The sequence below is a fragment of the Pseudomonas sp. PNPG3 genome (assembly GCF_023093815.1).
GTDB classification, from domain to species: Bacteria; Pseudomonadota; Gammaproteobacteria; order Pseudomonadales; family Pseudomonadaceae; genus Aquipseudomonas; species Aquipseudomonas asiatica.
On record NZ_JALLKV010000004.1, the window covers coordinates 119324 to 134723 of the forward strand.

Consider the following 15400-nt stretch of genomic DNA (forward strand, 5'->3'; position numbering starts at 1 on the left):
CCCTCCTCAAGACCGGATCGCGGCAGCGATCAACGATGGCCGAGGTATTTCTGCCACCGATGCAGGCGGCAGCGCCACGGCGCCGGCCGGCACCGCGCCCGCCCCCCCCTCACGCCGAGCCGGCAACAAGAAGGTCGCAAGCGCTGGAATCAGGATCAACGCGCCGAGCATGTTCCACAGGAACATGAAGGTAAGCAGGATGCCCATGTCTGCTTGGAACTTGATCGGCGAGAAGGCCCAGGCGCCGACGCCGATCGCCAGCGTGCAGCCGGTGAAGATCACCACCCGCCCGGTGAACACCAGCGCACGATAGTAGGCTTCCGACAGCGTCGCGCCGTTGCGCAGCCAGGTCTGGGTGACGCTGAGCACGTAGAGCGCGTAATCGACGCCGATGCCGACGCCGAGCGCGATCACCGGCAGCGTCGACACCTTGATGCCGATGCCCAGCTTCACCATCAGCGCTTCAACCAGAATGGATGTCAGCACCAATGGCAACATCGCACACAGCACCGCCCGCCACGAGCGGAACGCAATCACACACAAAAGCGTCACCGCAAAGTACACGCCAAGCAGCATCTGATTGTTCGCCGACCGAACCACTTGATTTGTGGCGGCCTCAATCCCCGCATTCCCGGCCGCAAGCTCGAACTGGATCCCGTCTGATTTATTTTCCGCGACGAATTCATCAACAATGCGCACTACTTCATTGATCGAATCCGCCTTGTGATCTTTCAGATACACATAGATTGACAGCAGATCGCAGGTTGCATTGAACAGCTCACGCGGCGCACGGGTTGCGCCGCCATTGATGAGATGCTGGTTGGCCACCAGGTCATACCACTTCAGGTTGCCCTCATTCATCCCGGCTGAGGCGCGTCGCGCAAGTCCGGCGAAAGAGTTGGTTCCTTCCACGACGCTTGACTGGCGCAACGACCATTCCAATGCATCGACTTGCAGAAGATTTTCGTAGTCGGCGCAGCGGCCCTGTTTGGTGCGGCCGAACACCACGAATACGTCGCTGCCGGCCTGGTAGTTGCGCACCAGGAAGTCGTTGTCGATGTTGTAGCGCGAGTCCGCCCGCAGCTCCGGCGCACCGGCGTCGAGGTCGCCGATTTTCACCTGCTTGCTCACAAGGAAGCCACCCACGCCCAAGGCCAGCGCCACGCCGATCGCCCACGCCGCTGGACCGCGCCGGGTGAAGAGGTCGAGGAAACGCCACAGGCCGTGCCTGCCGGCCGCCGCGGCGCTAAGACGCTCTTCGCGTAGACTGCGTTCGGCCGCCTGCGGCGACACCCCAGTGTAGGACAGCAGGATGGGCAGCAAGGCAAGGTTGGTGAAGATCAGAATGCCGACGCCCAGGCTGGCGATCAGCGCCAGTTCGCGAATCACCGGGATGTCGATCATCGTCAGCACGGCGAAACCGACGACGTCGGCCAGCAGCGCCGTGGCACCGGCCACGAACAGGCGGCGGAAGGTGTAGCGTGCGGCGATCAGCCGGTGCGTGCCGCGGCCAATGTCCTGCATGATGCCGTTCATCTTCTGCGCACCGTGGCTGACGCCGATGGCGAAGATCAGGAAGGGCACGAGGATTGAATACGGGTTCAGTTCGAAGCCTAGCAGCGGCAGGAAGCCGATCAGCCAGACGATGCCGATCATCGTCGTCGCGATCACCAGCAGCGTGCTGCGCAGGCATCGGGTGAAGGCGTACAGAACCAGCGCGGTCACCGCCAGCGCGAAGGCGAAGAAGGCGAGGATGGCGTAGAGGCCGGCGATGAGGTCGCCCATCACCTTGGCGAAGCCGGTGATGTGGATGTGGACACCGCGCGCCTCGTAGCGCGTGCGGATGTCTTCCAACTGGTCGGACAGCGCGCCGTAGTCCAGCCGCTGGCCGGCCTGTTCCACCAGCGGGACGTAGATGATGGACGAACGGAAATCCGGCGCCACCAGTTGCCCGACCTCGCCCGAGCGCAGCACGTTGTCGCGGAAGGCGGCTAGGCTGGCAGCCGAGCCATCGTAGCCGTCCGGCATCACCGGACCACCTTCATAGCCCTCGTCGGTGACGCCAGTCCAGCGCACCGCGGGCATCCACAGCGATTTCATGAAGGGGCGGTCGACACCGGGCAGCAGATAGACCTCGTCATTAACTTCCTTGAGGATGCCGACATAGTCCGGTGTGAAGATATCGCCGCCCGGCGCGGCCTCGACCACGATGCGCACCGCGTTGCCCAGCCCCTTGACCTCGTTCTCGTACTTGAGGAAGTTGAGGACATAGGGGTGCTGGTTGGGGATTGTCTTGAGAAAGCTGGCGTTGAGCTGCACGCGCAGCGCAGAGAACGCCAGCGCGGCAGTGACGAGTGCGCACAGCAGCACGATCACCCCGCGATGGTTGAACAGCAGACGCTCGACCACGTTGCCGGAGCGGGGGTCGAAATGCTCCAAGCTGGCAATCGATTCGAATTCCTGAGTGGGGAAGGCCATATTTCTACCTGCTTGTGGTGATGCGTTCAGAGTCCGGGGGCAATGCGCAGCGCTCCCAACAGACCGCTAGCGACCACAGCGCCATCCGACGCACGCGCGAGGCTGGCCAGCGGAAAGCGGACCGAGCTATCGAGCCGGCGCGGCGCGATAGTGCCGCCAGCGAGATGCCAGATGCCGCCTCCGTCGTCGGCGAGCAGATAGCCCTTGCCGACGCCGAGCGCGAGGCCGGCGACGAAGGAGTACTTGGTATCGACCGGCAGGCGATGCCAGTGCCCGCCGCCGTCGGTCGAGCGGTGCAGCGCGCCGCGCAGGCCGAGCAGTAGCAATTCGTCGCTCTTGCCAACCAGGCCGAACCAGCTCCCTTCGGCCGGGCTTTCTAGCCGCGCAAAGCTGTTGCCACCGTCAGTCGAGCGGTACAGCAAACCCTGCTCGCCCGCCAGCAGGAGCGTGTCGCCCAGCTTGCGGATGACGTAGATGTGGCGATCTTCCTCATCATCGAGCAGCTCGCAGGCCACCCGCCAATGTTCGCCGCCGTCGTCGGTGGCGAGCATCAGGCCGTAGGCGCCGACCGCGAAGCCTCGCCGCGTGTCGAGGAACAGTACGTCGAGCAACGGCTTGTCCGGCCCCTCGTCGATGAAGCGCTGTAGCTTGTCGGCGAGTGCAGCCTTGCCCGCCGCCTGCGCCGCGTGGAGCGCGTCCACCAGGGCGGCGGCGAGCGCGCGGCCGTCGGTCTGCCGGGTCCAATGGCTGCCACCGTCCTCCGTGCGCAGCACTACGCCGCCGTGGCCGACCGCCCAGCCGGTCTGGCGGTCGGCGAAATGAACCGCGGTGAGCGTAACCGAGACCGGCATCGCTGCCTGCGTCCAATTGGCGCCGTCATCGTCAGAGAGCAGCACGTGTCCGCGTTCGCCAACAGCGATCAACCGTCCGTTGGTTTGCGCGATATCCAACAACGCACCATGGGCCGCAAGCCTGGACATGCGCGATGGCATGTCCAGAGGGTTGCTGGCGCGCGCCGGAGATTGTTGCGAGCCTGCGACATCCACAGCAAACATGGCCGATGATGCCAGCAGGACAAAGGATGGAATTGCGATCGCTTTCCCGACGCTAGACCAGATACTCATGGGGACTCCTAGCGTATGCCGCGCCCAGTCAAAGCATCCGGCGTAAATACCGAATCCGGTTTCATGGGAACGGCCTTGAGCTGATAGCCAGGTTCGTAAAGTATGTGGCGCGAAGACCAAACGCCGTCCAAGACATACAAAATGTCGGTAAACGAACTCATCATTCCAGGCATGTCAGGCAAGTAGTAATTCAGAAACAGGCTGACACGCCACAACTTGCCTGATGGATCCCAGCCATCCATCAACGAGGTGGACCAGGTATCCTCGTCCACGTAGAACACGCGTTTGCTTACAGCATGACGCTTTCCAGGTTTGAGGGTCGCTTCCAAAACCCAAACTCGATGCAATTCCCAGCGTATGGCATCCGGGTTGTGATGATTTTTGAGGAAGATTTCATCTTCCTTAAGACTGAACAACTTATTGTTATTGTAAGGAATCAGAACTTCTTTCTTGCCTACGAGTTTAAACTCATGTCGTTCCTGGCCGAGGAGGAAACTTCCAAAAACCTCATCAAAGAAATTGGCGCCGGAATTTAGAAAGTCCGGTGTATCCCATCCAAGATTGGGCGCACGCCTCACACGGCGCTGCCCGACCAGGTACTGCCATGACTGCCGGTCATATTTCGTATAGTTGGTCGTGTCGCGTACCACTACGCCCTCACCAGCACGGAATGATGGCGCCTCCGCGGACTGCATGGTCATCTTTCCGAGATAGCCCTTGTCGGCATATTCCTGCGCCGAAATGCCCTTGCGATAGGCTTCAAATTGGTCGTACTGCATGGCTTGTCCGCCAAGCACACGATCACCAGCAGAGGTCATGGAATACAGGCGCAATTTCGATTCATACGACTCCCCCCGCCAACTGGATGCATGGTTCCAGCGTACTTCGGCGCCATTCTTCGGAATAGGGAACGGCACGCCATTGACAGCACCTTGCACACCTTCCTTATCGCCATCGACAACCAGATTTGCTTCGACGGCATTCTTTGCAGTGGCTTGGTAAACCCATTCCGGCGCACAATGGTTGCGATGCGTTGCATATACCGGCAACTTCATCGTATCCGGATACTTCTGTAATAATGCGCGAACACCGTCAGAAAGCTTGTCCGCATATTGCGACATGTTTTCCGCCGTCACCGTATAGAGCGGCTTTTCGTCCGCATACGGATCCCAACGACGATCACCAGCCTTAAGCTGATCCATCGGCGCGTTAAGGTTGGGACACCCCTTCCATTCCGGGATGGACCCATCCTTATTGCCAGCGCGCTCAGCGCCAAAAGGAGTTAGCTCCTTCCCGAGATTTGCCGCTTCTGTCTCAGTAACCGCCGCGACAGATGCGCCGGAAAAAAAGACCGCGCCAAGCGCCATAGATATGATCAGTGCTTTATGTGTAGATTTACTCATTTCCCGCCTCCAATTGTTATCTTTCTTAGAAGCTGTACTGCGCGGAAAAAGATACGAAGTCCCGATCCGCAAGTGCTTGGCCAAAGTTTTGAACATATCCGATGTTAGTCGACCTCAAAGCGGTCTTCTGCGCACCGAAGAAGTTCGTGTAATTGAGCGATATCCGCAGATTCTTCAAATACTCGCCCTTGACCCCGATGCTCAGATCACCGCCGTCGTCGACCCCGCCATTGAATCCGCCGACAACTGCAGAACGGCCTTGCGGGTTGTAGCCAAGACCGATGGGGACAGAAACATCCCAACCCGGAAGAACCTGGTAATACGACGGCTCAAAGATTGCGCGAAAGCCCCAGGCATTTCTGGTAACACCAGGATCGAGGGCGGCCCTGTTCTTGGTCACGGACAACAACCGGTTCCAACCAACTTCACCCATGATGTTGGCGCTGTCGAACAATGACGTTCCGCCCAACGCATAAATTGCAGAAAGGTTGGCATGTGCGGTGTGCCCAACGGCATACAGCGCTTTGTTATCGTTGTCGGCGGTACCGAATAAGTCAGACTGGGCTGTCGATACCAACGGCATATTGTCGCGATAAGAAGCTTCACCCGCTACGTTCACGTCACCCAGAACGGTACTGAAACTAGCACCGTACGATTTAATATTTTCCGGATAGACAAAACGGTAGGTTCCTATTGTGGGCAACGCATAAATCTGGGGTGTCTTGTCGTGATAGCGAACTGCATAGAACCCGTATTCAGTGTCACCATCTTGAGGGCGCCAACGCAACTGCACGCCCCCCTGACCTTGATCCTTAGCCTTTATATCCCCCTGGTGCGCAAATCGAACGCCCGGCGCGACGAATAGGGATTCCGCACCTTCACCGGCGACATCCACAGTACTGAAATAGCTGCCAACCCCCGGGAGTCGGGTTTTCTCCCACTCGAATTGATAATAAGCGCCAATACTGAATTGCGAATTGAGTTGCAACAGGCCTGAAATCTGGGACACCGGCATCAGCAATTCCTTGAACTGGGTATTTGGCACCGACAGCGCCTTTACCGCATCCACCGGGCCTTGCGCGGCTGCAATGCCATTGGAGCCAAAGAAAAGTGTCTCGCCATATACCAGGGTGTGCTTACCCGCGCGCAGGGTGAGCGGCATACCGCCAGCGTCGAAGCGGCCGAAGACGAAGGCGTCGAGCAGCTCCGCCTTACGGCCATGCAACTTCTCCGTATCGTCAGTGAAATGACGATGGTCAACGCTCACGGAATTGTTGGTCAGCGGGCTGTCGTTGTCGTTGCTGCGGTTATAGATGTCGTCGTACCAGGCGGCGCCGCTTACGCGGAAGCCGAAGTCCTTGTAGACCACGTCCATCTCGGACAGCAGGTCGACGCGGTTCGAGACCAGGCCGCGGGAGAAATTGCGGTCGCCGTCATCTTGGTTGAGCTCGGCAACCAGTTCGCTCGATGCATCCTTCAGACGCCACATCGAGCTGTACTTGAGGTTGTTATCCCACCGAATTTTTAGATCGGTATTACCAGTATCAAAATCAAATGCAAATGCCTGTACAGCCGTAAATGATCCGATGACCAATAATGCTGACGCAGGAACTCGGAGGTGCGGGGTTTTTCTCATCTTATCTTCTCCTCTCTCTTATTCTTATTGCTTACGTAGTTATTCTTATTGCTTATTTAGAACGTGATCTTACCCACCGCAGGCCTGGACCCACGCTGCTGAAACTCCGCCTTTATTTCAATTACGCTCTTTTATTACTGCAGCACGCAACAGGACTAACCCTGCAACCAAGTTAATATTCAGGCATGAATAATATCGATGCCGGAAAGCGTTCGCGCGATGTGCTCGAAAACATTCGAGCTGGTTTTTTTCGGTAAGCCAGAGCGGCTGCCGCAAGGAAGACAAACGCCAAACAAATAAACTGAGTTATTCATTGGTGGTAGGCCATTTCATCTCTTTGTCTCGGCAAGGCCTGGTAGCTGCGGTTGAAATAAACCAATCCACCTTGTTGCGGCTCGCTGGAAATGCAAATCTGCTTGATTTTCACGATAAAAATGCTGTGCGTGCCCACGTCGTACATGTCGGCGATAATTCCGTCCAGATTCACCAAGGCCCCGTCCAGCGCCGGCGCCCCCGTACTGAGCACGCGCCAAGGTGTCCGCGCAAAGCGTTCGTCGGAGCTCAGTTCGCGGTTGGCGAACAGCGCAGACGTTTCTTCCTGTTGTGCCATCAGCACGTTGATGCAAAGCGTGCCGTTCTTCACCAGGCAAGAATGCGAAAAAGACGAGCGGTTCACGCAGACCAGCATGGTCGGCGGCTGGTCGGTCACGCTGCACACCGCAGAGGCCGTGAAGCCGACTCGTCCTGCGGGACCGTCGCTGGTGATGACATTGACCGCAGCACCGAGTAGAGACATGGCTTCACGGAATTGGGTGATGGTCACTTCAGGTGTCATGGCTGCGCCACTCCTCGCAAATCATGCGCTTCTGGGGACTGCGACCGGCAAAACCGCTCGCCGATTGGACACCCCCGCGATTTTTGCCGCCTCGGCCGAGACGACGCCGTCGCGGAAGAACTCAAGGACGACACGATTCACGATCTCCGGCTTGTCCGTCTGGACCTGATGACCAGCACCGGGCACGTAGAAGAACTGCACGTTGGGCAGTACATCCTCCTGCAGGTGCGCGACTTCGACGGATTCGTTGGGATCAGCAGCACCAAAAAGGTAGATGCCTGGAATGTCGAGCTTGTCGAGTCGGCCCTTGGTGGTCATCTGGACCGCCTGGTTCGGGTCCTCGATGTCGCCGTTGAGTGACTGCCAAATCCAAGGAGCGACCTTGGCGTAGGTCTCTGCCTGGAGGTTCGCCGAGTAGGTGCGCATCGCCACCACGTCCGGATCGATCTTGGTCGGATCGGCGATAATTCTGCTCATCATCTTCCGCATTGATTCCTCGGTGCCGTCGAAACCTGCGTTCGGGTCGGACCAGAGTTCGGCGGCACGGTTGTCCGTCGCCTTGGTGATCGCGCCGGGGACAATGTCACCGATGCGTCCGGCGATCAGGAAGAAGCTCTTCACTCGCTCCGGGTGCGAGATGAGGTAGTTCGCCGTGTTGTTGCAGCCCATCGAGTTGCCACCGATGTGGAACTTGTCGAGGCAGAGCGCATTGGCGAAGTCGTGGATGAAGTCCACGAAGCCCCCCCAGCCGTAGGTGTAGCGATCGAAGGGGTCGCGGGTCAGTCCGAAGCCGGGAAGGTCAGGGCAGAAGACCCGGAACCCGTTGGCAGCCAGATACGGCGCGAGCAGACGCCAACCTGCAGCACCCGATCCCCCCAGAATTCCGCCGTGAAGCAGAATCACGTTGGGGCCATGGTCGCCGGCCGTCGAGTAGTGGGCACGCGCCCCGGTAGAGAGTTGCACCCACCTGCTGGCGAGGCCCGGCACATTAACGATGTGTTCGTCTGTCAAAGCCATGACTGCTGTACCTTTCTTCTCTGGATGATGGTTAGAACATGCCGACAGGTTCGGCAGCCGGGTCGAGGGTGATGGCAACGAAGGGGCCGTAGATCGTCGTCGGGTCACAGCCGTAGTGGCTTCCGCCGACCTGGAGGTCTCGGAAGTACTGCTCCATCGGCTGGTTCGTCCACCGCGATGCGGAACCTGCATGCAGCCAGAGTTCGTTCATCGACCTGAGCACACGCGCACAGCCCAGCTTCTGGTACGAGGACATGACGACCCGGTCGGCAACGGTGAACGGCTCGTTAGCAACTGCCTTGTTGTGCAGTCGGACCAACGCACTATCGAGCAGGGCTATGCTCGATTCGAGATCAACGATGGCGTTCGCCAACACGCGCTGCTGCTGGGGATCATGCTTGGCCTCAGCACCGAAGGTCGGTTTCCGGCTCGCCATGTAGGCGACGAAGTGATCGATGAAACCCTGGGCGATGCCGTGCAGAGCATGGGCGATGGAGGGACCGAACAGCGAATTGAACGGCCAACGGAACAGCGGCTCGCCGGGCTGCGCGTCGCCATAATCGCCGGCGAAAACCCGCTTCACGTCCACCATGCGGTAATCCGGGACGAACTTGTCATGCACCCGGATGCGGTTGCTGCCGGTACCGCGAAGTCCCATGACGTTCCAGGAATCCGGAACGATCTCGACATCGTCCCTTGGCAGGATCAAGTGCAACGCCTCGGGCGGGTTGGAGGTAGGCTTTCCGCTATCGTCCACCACCAGCCCGGCGAGGATGAACCATTCGGAAACGTCGCTGCCGGTGGAGTACAGGGCATCGGTCGTGAAGCGGAATCCACCATCCACCCGGCTGATCTTTCCGACCGGGGCATACGGAGAAGCTGTGATGGTGTTCGGATCCGAGCCGTAGACTTCCTTTCGCACGCGCTCATCGGCAATGGAGAACTCCCACGGGTGCACACCACCCACGCCTGCAACCCAGCCTGCGGACGGGTTGTAGCGGGCGACGGCGCGCACCCATTCCCCGAACACTGTGGGGTGCGCCGCATATCCGCCCAAGTCCTTGGACAGGAGGATCTTGAATCCGCCGGAAGCCTTGAGGATCTCGACGGTGCGGTCAGTCAAGTGACCCAGTTCCTCGCATTTGGCGTGCTCGGCACGCAGCTCTTCTTTGTGCTTCTCGATGTAGGCAGTGGTTTCGTGTGTCATTATTGTTCCCTTGGAACGTGCCGCGAGGCACAAATGGTCATGTGGTGATTGACGGTGCCCAGCCCGCGTTCCGGCTGCGCTGACGAGCCAAAGATTTGAGCGAGACACCAGGGTCGGTCAGTTCTGCAACGTCCACAGAGATTCTTTCCTCGATTAAGACCTTCGCCGCGCGCAGTTCACCAGGTGAGTCCAGTGCTGCGGCCGCTGATAGCACACCGTCGTTGACCCAGAAGGCGATCATCTGATTCGTGCTCTCCCCTAGACGCAGCACCAGTTCGTCTCCGGGCTTGGCTCGTCCGTACATCTGGAGGCGTAGACCGTACTGTTCCGACCAGAAATAGGGAGCTGCAGTGTTCGCCGTGAACACTCCAGCCATGGATGCGCCGACAGCGGCTCCGTGACGCTGGGCAACGTCCCAGTGCTCGATGCGCTGGCGACGGCCGGTGAACGGACTGAAGAAATTCGCGACATCACCAGCGGCCCAAATCCATGGCACGTTGGTCTGCCCGTAGTCATCGACCACGATTCCGTTGTCACAATGCACTCCCACTCCTCTGGCCAGAGCATCGTTCGGGATTACCCCCACCCCGACCAGGACAGTGGCAGCAGCGATGGTGGTGCCGTCATCCAGCACGACCTGCTCCACCGCACCTGAACCCTTGAACTCTGTTGCAACGCGCCCGGTGAGGATCCGGACGCCCGCGTTCGCATGTATGTCTCGCACCACGGTGGCGAGTTTCGTACCGAGGACGCCTGCCAGGGGGATGGGCATGGCCTCAACCACGGTGACGTCCATATCCTTTTCTTGTGCGACAGCAGCGGCCTCGAGCCCGATGAACCCCCCGCCGATGATCACGAAAGGCCCTTCCGTCTTGAGACGAGGCGCGAAAGCCCGGGCATCATCGATGTCCCGCAGCATAAGCACGTTGTCGAGATCCTCACCGGGGACGCCCAGTTTTCGAGGAGTTCCCCCCGTGGCGAGGAGAAGGGCATCCGCGTGCAGTCGCTCACCCGAATCGAGGATGACCGTCTGGTCCGATTCCACTGCGATGACCGAATGACCGAGCAAGAGCTCAATGTCGTTTTCGACATACATAGAATCAGGGGCGATCGGATGCACTGTGTTGAGGTCTGTCGACTTCGACAATGGTGGGCGCTCATAGGGCACCTCAGAGCCCGCATCAATCAGAGTTATCCGACCGTCGAACCCGTTATTGCGCATTGCCAGAGCTGCCGACACTCCTGCCGCACTGCCGCCGATGATGACGTGATGTTGCTTATTCACGTGGGCTCTCCTCAATCCTTGGCAAGGGCGGAAGGAATGCCGAAACTCTCGGTTGGACGGGCAGGAACGCCCAAGCTGCTGACATCGAAGACGGCACCGGTCACGGTTCGAGACTGGTCCTTGGCAGCCAGCAGCACGAAGGAGCCGGTATAGTCCTCGGCTTTAGCTGCGTAGTGCAGGCACAGGGACTGCTCCATGAAGTCGTCGATGGGTACGGCCTCCCCGATGGGCGTGTCTGCCAACCCCAAGGACGCAGGCCCGCGGAGATCGGTATTCATGCCGCCAGGCGCCACAGCGTTCACACGCACATCAGGCGCTAACTCATAGGCGAGCTGCTTGACCAGGCCCACCCCCGCGTGTTTCGACGCGACGTAGAGCGGCCCGCCACCACCCGGGTAGAGCGCAGCATTGGACAAGGTGAAGATGATTGAACCACCTGATGCTCGCAGGGCAGGATGCGCAGCTTTCGCGCCCAAGAGGTAGCCCTTCACGTTGACGCCGAAGAGTTCGTCGAACCCCGAGTCCAGTTTCTCAGCATCGGTGTCCGGGAGCGAACCGCCAAAATCCCACAAACCAGCGTTGCCTATGAAGGTGTCGAGCTTGCCGAAGGTGGTTACCGCCACCCTCACTGCTTCTGCGTTGTCGCGACTGCTGCGTACGTCACCTACCACTATCTCGACAGCACTTCCCAAGCGCACCTTGAGCGTCTTCAACTTTTCTTCCGAGCGATCGAACGCGACCACGCGAGCACCTTCTGTGATGAATCGCTCCACGATGGCCAAACCCAGCCCGGAACCTGCTCCGGTGACGACCACCGAGTACCCCTCCAACCAACCCATCGTCGTCACCCCTTGGCCTGATAATTGTTTGGCAGTGCCACGAAGACATCACCGTTAATGACCTCAACCGGGTGGGTAGCCACCGGGCACGAGGCCGGTGGCCCCAGTGGCTTCCCGGTACGGAGATCGAACTTGGCAAAGTGAAGAGAGCACTCGACGGAGCAGTTCTCGACCCATCCCTTGGAAAGGGGATAGTTCCCATGGGAACAAGTGTCATCGAGGCAGAAGTACTCACCCTCCCAAGTGAACACGGCCACCGGCGGGAGCGTGCTCAGTAAATACCCCTCGTCATCGGGGACGTCGTCGGTTGAACATGCCCTGCACCAGGTACGACCTTCGATCTCAGTTATTGTTTTTATGGTTTCCATCACTTGTCCTTCATCGGGTCACTTACAACAGGACACTCAAGCTGGGCGAGAGCAGCGTGGTCTGTTCAAGCACGATCTTGCGTTTGGCGATCTGGAACGGATAACCCGTTGCCTCCAGGTCAGCAGGCCGTAGCACGTCGTAACGCTCACCGACAAACCAGTCCTGGTGCCGCTCCAGGCGGCTCCGATAGACGTAGAAGTTAGAGCTCACTGCCAACTCCCCATTGTCGATAGGCGTGACACGGATGTTGGTGATCAACCGGCGGGTTCGCGACGGTGGTTCCTCAGACCAAGAGATGCCAGAGGTCAAGCGGCGCACCCTCCCCTTCAGGTAGAAGTACGAGTCATCGATGAATGCCGCCTGCTGTTCGTTCGCAATCTCTAAATGACGCTCACGGTTGGTCTTGGTCATCCGGGTAGGGAGCCAATAGCGGACGTCCTCGGTGAAGAGTTCGATCCACTCGACGTACCGATGGTCATCGAGCAACTGCGCCTCGGCGTAGAGGAACTGTTCGACAGCGTGCTGAGTAGCGACATCGACCGTACGGAACGCCGAACCTGCGACGCTGCTCTTGGGCGCCCCCTGCTCCAAGGTCTTGTTCACAGCTGCTGTGCTGGTCATGCTTGCTGTACCTCCTCTGCAAGGGGAAGTTCGCTTCGGCGAGTCTTGTCCAGCTCAAAGATGTCTGCCCATGACAGGCCGGACATCAGATCACCCCATCGACGGTAGAAACCTCGTGCCGCTTCTTCACTGAAGGGACGACGGCCAGTGCCGACACCCGGAATGTCCTTGTCGAGCGATGCATGGCCCAGCCCCATCTGAACGTTGAACTGGTTACTGCGAGACCTCCAGCCACGCAGCACCTGCTGTATCTCCGTCCAGTTTTCGCCGTCATCCGTTTCGAAAGCACCGGCAGCGCTGAAGGTGCGCTGGGTACCGAGACGGATGAGATCCTTGACCTCTTGTGGAGCGTCCTTCGGCATGTAGATCCATGCCCAGACCTCAATCTGTCCGGGGCCACGCGGGTGCCATACCCTCATCGTCAAGTTGTCGCCGAGGAAAGAGAAATTTGGGAACAGGGTCTGGTGGTTTGCCAGGCGCAGTGCCCGTTCAGGGCCGAGGTTCCTCAACTGCTCCTCGGAGCGGGAAACCATCCATTCGACATATTTCGGACCGTAGGCCGGATCTGGGAAGTCGAACGAGGGCTTGAACAGGAATCCCGACCCGTGACCGTTCCCCGAGGACTGGTGGCCTGGAGCATCCAGGAAGGCTGTAAGGTCCCAGCCTCCCCCCGGCTCAGCGAGCGCCAGCATGGCCGACATATGGGAGGTCGGCGCGTGGTACATGTCGCTGGCGGACTGCTCAGCCGGGATTTTCCAATTGCAGTCGATCACCCACTTGGTGGCGCCGGGGACGAACTCGAATCCGTTGTCCCAACGAGCCACGACGGAGTCGAAGTGGTACGCCATTTCACCGAGGTAGTCCTCAAACTCAGGCACCTCCTCCGACCATGTACCGAAAATGAATCCCTTATAGTTCGCAATCCTAGGGACCTTGGAAGCCCCCCACTGGCTCTTGTCGATTTCGCAGTGGTAAGCGCGATCTTCGCTCGGAACGTTGATCAGATTGCCCTCAAGGTCATAGGCCCAACCGTGATAGGTACACGTGAAGGTCTTGGCAGTGCCCCCGTCGCTTCGGCAAATGCGCATACCACGGTGGCGACACTGGTTGAGGAACGCTTTGACAGATCCGTCGCGCTGTCGAACTACCAGAACCGGATCTTCACCCATATAGGTCTGGACGAAGTTGCCGCGATCAGGAATCTGCGACTCGTGCGCGAGGAAGAGCCAACTCCGCCCGAAAACCATCTCGAGTTCTCGCTCGTAGATCTCTTGATCGGTATAGATCGTAGGGCTGACCAATCCTCCATCCGGGTCGACCAACCCTGAAACATCAAAATTTGTTCCGTCGTTCTTTTTGTTTTTGTGCATATCAGTGTCTCTTTGCTACGTGCCGCAAGCTACGAAGGGTTATGTTCTGATGGTGGCCGTGTGGATCACCCTGCGATCTTGTGCACGATGCCCGGTGGATGCTTGAGCACATCGGGATTGAGCTTGTGGCCCCAGATGCTGTGGTCGGTATAGGTTCGAGGAACCCATTCCGGAGTGATCTCACGGCCGGCGTAGCCGTATTCGATGTTGAACAGCGATGGAGTCTGGTGATAGAAGCTCACCATCTGGTCGTTGGTGTGACGACCCAGTGTGAGAGTCTCCTTTAGACCGAAGGCTTCCATGTTGTCGTAGGCCCAGCCGACGTCGTCGATCGAGTTGACCTGCAGCATCAAGTGGTCGAACACGACAACCCCTGCCGGCCCCTGTCCCAGCGCGAGCGTATGGTGGCGTGCGTTCACGTGATAGAAGCGTGCGTTGATCCACCCATCCGGGGTGATGATTTTGTCCGAGAGCTGGAAGCCCAGTACGCCACTGAAGAACGCGTGACCAGCCTCAAGGTCCGGGATTGCCAACACGACATGGCCGAGCCCCTGGCTGCCGGTCACGAAGCCGCCGCACATACCACGCCCGGGACGGAAGGCCTCCGGATCGGTCAACTGTCCCCAGGCAATCTCGTGAGGCATACCCCAAGGGTCAGTGAACTGGATCAGCTTGTTCACGCTGCGCTCGGCAGCTAGCTCGGCCGAACCCCACGTGACCTCTACACCGGTCTTACCAAGACGCTCGACCGCGACCTGCAAATCTTCCTCGGTGTTCACCAGCCAGCCGAAGAAATCGACCTTGTCGACTTCACCGGGCGTGATCTGAATGCGCCACTTTTCCTTATCGAATTTCAAGCGGACTGCGCCGTTGGGGCCGTCCGCAGCAATCTGGGCCCCAAGATAGTCGGAGCCATAGGTCCGCCACCTCTCGGCAGCCGGACTGGTGATACCCAAGTACCCAAGGGCCTGAACCAGGTTGCCGTTGACCTGCATTGAGCTCATTGCCGCGTCTCCCACATGTTGTTTTTTTGAGTGGTGACGCAAAGAATATCCATGTCACAAAATTAGTCAACAGAAACCATAAGGCACGTACCGTGTACGATTAACTGGAATATTCGTTTCACTGTATTGATATTCAGGAGGCACGACCAAGGTTCGCCGCTACAATCGGATGGTCGACGAGCCCCAGCAACCACACACAGAGAAGGATCAAA

Annotated in this window: 13 protein-coding genes; all 13 read right to left on the reverse strand. The window is 58.8% G+C overall.

What is annotated here, in order from left to right:
- Positions 1 to 6: 6 nt before the first annotated feature.
- Positions 7 to 2478, reverse strand: a complete 2472-nt coding sequence (locus tag MJ643_RS04975) for an MMPL family transporter (protein ID WP_247726683.1) — start codon at positions 2476 to 2478, stop codon at positions 7 to 9.
- Between the two features lie 26 nt (positions 2479 to 2504).
- Complete coding sequence (locus MJ643_RS04980; RefSeq protein WP_247726684.1) at positions 2505 to 3602, reverse strand: YCF48-related protein; 1098 nt, start codon at positions 3600 to 3602, stop codon at positions 2505 to 2507.
- Between the two features lie 8 nt (positions 3603 to 3610).
- Positions 3611 to 5005 (reverse strand): DUF1329 domain-containing protein, encoded by a 1395-nt coding sequence (locus MJ643_RS04985; RefSeq protein ID WP_172441237.1) that lies wholly within the window; start codon positions 5003 to 5005, stop codon positions 3611 to 3613.
- A gap of 25 nt (positions 5006 to 5030) precedes the next feature.
- Positions 5031 to 6641: a DUF1302 domain-containing protein gene (locus MJ643_RS04990; RefSeq protein ID WP_247726685.1), complete on the reverse strand. Its 1611-nt coding sequence runs from the start codon at positions 6639 to 6641 to the stop codon at positions 5031 to 5033.
- Positions 6642 to 6951: 310 nt separating this feature from the next.
- Entirely contained in the window at positions 6952 to 7476 is a 525-nt protein-coding gene (locus tag MJ643_RS04995) for a flavin reductase (protein WP_247726686.1), read from the reverse strand.
- Positions 7477 to 7497: 21 nt separating this feature from the next.
- Entirely contained in the window at positions 7498 to 8493 is a 996-nt protein-coding gene (locus MJ643_RS05000; protein WP_172441239.1) for an alpha/beta hydrolase, read from the reverse strand.
- A 31-nt stretch (positions 8494 to 8524) separates the two neighbouring features.
- Positions 8525 to 9700, reverse strand: coding sequence for an acyl-CoA dehydrogenase (locus MJ643_RS05005; protein ID WP_172441240.1), 1176 nt, complete (start codon positions 9698 to 9700; stop codon positions 8525 to 8527).
- A 37-nt stretch (positions 9701 to 9737) separates the two neighbouring features.
- On the reverse strand, positions 9738 to 10985 hold the full coding sequence (locus MJ643_RS05010; RefSeq protein ID WP_247726687.1) for an FAD-dependent oxidoreductase: 1248 nt from the start codon (positions 10983 to 10985) through the stop codon (positions 9738 to 9740).
- Positions 10986 to 10996: 11 nt separating this feature from the next.
- Positions 10997 to 11824 (reverse strand): 3-(cis-5,6-dihydroxycyclohexa-1,3-dien-1-yl)propanoate dehydrogenase, encoded by an 828-nt coding sequence (hcaB, locus tag MJ643_RS05015; protein ID WP_172441241.1) that lies wholly within the window; start codon positions 11822 to 11824, stop codon positions 10997 to 10999.
- A 5-nt stretch (positions 11825 to 11829) separates the two neighbouring features.
- On the reverse strand, positions 11830 to 12192 hold the full coding sequence (locus MJ643_RS05020) for a bifunctional 3-phenylpropionate/cinnamic acid dioxygenase ferredoxin subunit (protein WP_172441242.1): 363 nt from the start codon (positions 12190 to 12192) through the stop codon (positions 11830 to 11832).
- Between the two features lie 22 nt (positions 12193 to 12214).
- Positions 12215 to 12814 (reverse strand): aromatic-ring-hydroxylating dioxygenase subunit beta, encoded by a 600-nt coding sequence (locus tag MJ643_RS05025; protein ID WP_247726688.1) that lies wholly within the window; start codon positions 12812 to 12814, stop codon positions 12215 to 12217.
- A complete protein-coding gene (locus tag MJ643_RS05030) occupies positions 12811 to 14184 on the reverse strand; it encodes an aromatic ring-hydroxylating dioxygenase subunit alpha (RefSeq protein WP_247726689.1) in 1374 nt (457 codons plus the stop codon). The genes MJ643_RS05025 and MJ643_RS05030 overlap by 4 nt, the downstream gene beginning before the upstream one ends.
- A 65-nt stretch (positions 14185 to 14249) precedes the next feature.
- Entirely contained in the window at positions 14250 to 15188 is a 939-nt protein-coding gene (locus MJ643_RS05035; RefSeq protein WP_216857069.1) for a VOC family protein, read from the reverse strand.
- Between the last annotated feature and the right edge of the window lie 212 nt (positions 15189 to 15400).

Bases quoted from the DNA above. Each gene is read 5' to 3' on its own strand.
- MJ643_RS04975 (WP_247726683.1), bottom strand. From the start codon at position 2,478: ATGGCCTTCCCCACTCAGGAATTCGAATCGATTGCCAGCTTGGAGCAT.
- MJ643_RS05035 (WP_216857069.1), bottom strand. From the start codon at position 15,188: ATGAGCTCAATGCAGGTCAACGGCAACCTGGTTCAGGCCCTTGGGTAC.
- MJ643_RS05025 (WP_247726688.1), bottom strand. From the start codon at position 12,814: ATGACCAGCACAGCAGCTGTGAACAAGACCTTGGAGCAGGGGGCGCCC.
- MJ643_RS04980 (WP_247726684.1), bottom strand. From the start codon at position 3,602: ATGAGTATCTGGTCTAGCGTCGGGAAAGCGATCGCAATTCCATCCTTT.
- MJ643_RS05030 (WP_247726689.1), bottom strand. From the start codon at position 14,184: ATGCACAAAAACAAAAAGAACGACGGAACAAATTTTGATGTTTCAGGG.
- MJ643_RS05005 (WP_172441240.1), bottom strand. From the start codon at position 9,700: ATGACACACGAAACCACTGCCTACATCGAGAAGCACAAAGAAGAGCTG.
- MJ643_RS05000 (WP_172441239.1), bottom strand. From the start codon at position 8,493: ATGGCTTTGACAGACGAACACATCGTTAATGTGCCGGGCCTCGCCAGC.
- MJ643_RS04995 (WP_247726686.1), bottom strand. From the start codon at position 7,476: ATGACACCTGAAGTGACCATCACCCAATTCCGTGAAGCCATGTCTCTA.
- hcaB (WP_172441241.1), bottom strand. From the start codon at position 11,824: ATGGGTTGGTTGGAGGGGTACTCGGTGGTCGTCACCGGAGCAGGTTCC.
- MJ643_RS05020 (WP_172441242.1), bottom strand. From the start codon at position 12,192: ATGGAAACCATAAAAACAATAACTGAGATCGAAGGTCGTACCTGGTGC.
- MJ643_RS04990 (WP_247726685.1), bottom strand. From the start codon at position 6,641: ATGAGAAAAACCCCGCACCTCCGAGTTCCTGCGTCAGCATTATTGGTC.
- MJ643_RS04985 (WP_172441237.1), bottom strand. From the start codon at position 5,005: ATGAGTAAATCTACACATAAAGCACTGATCATATCTATGGCGCTTGGC.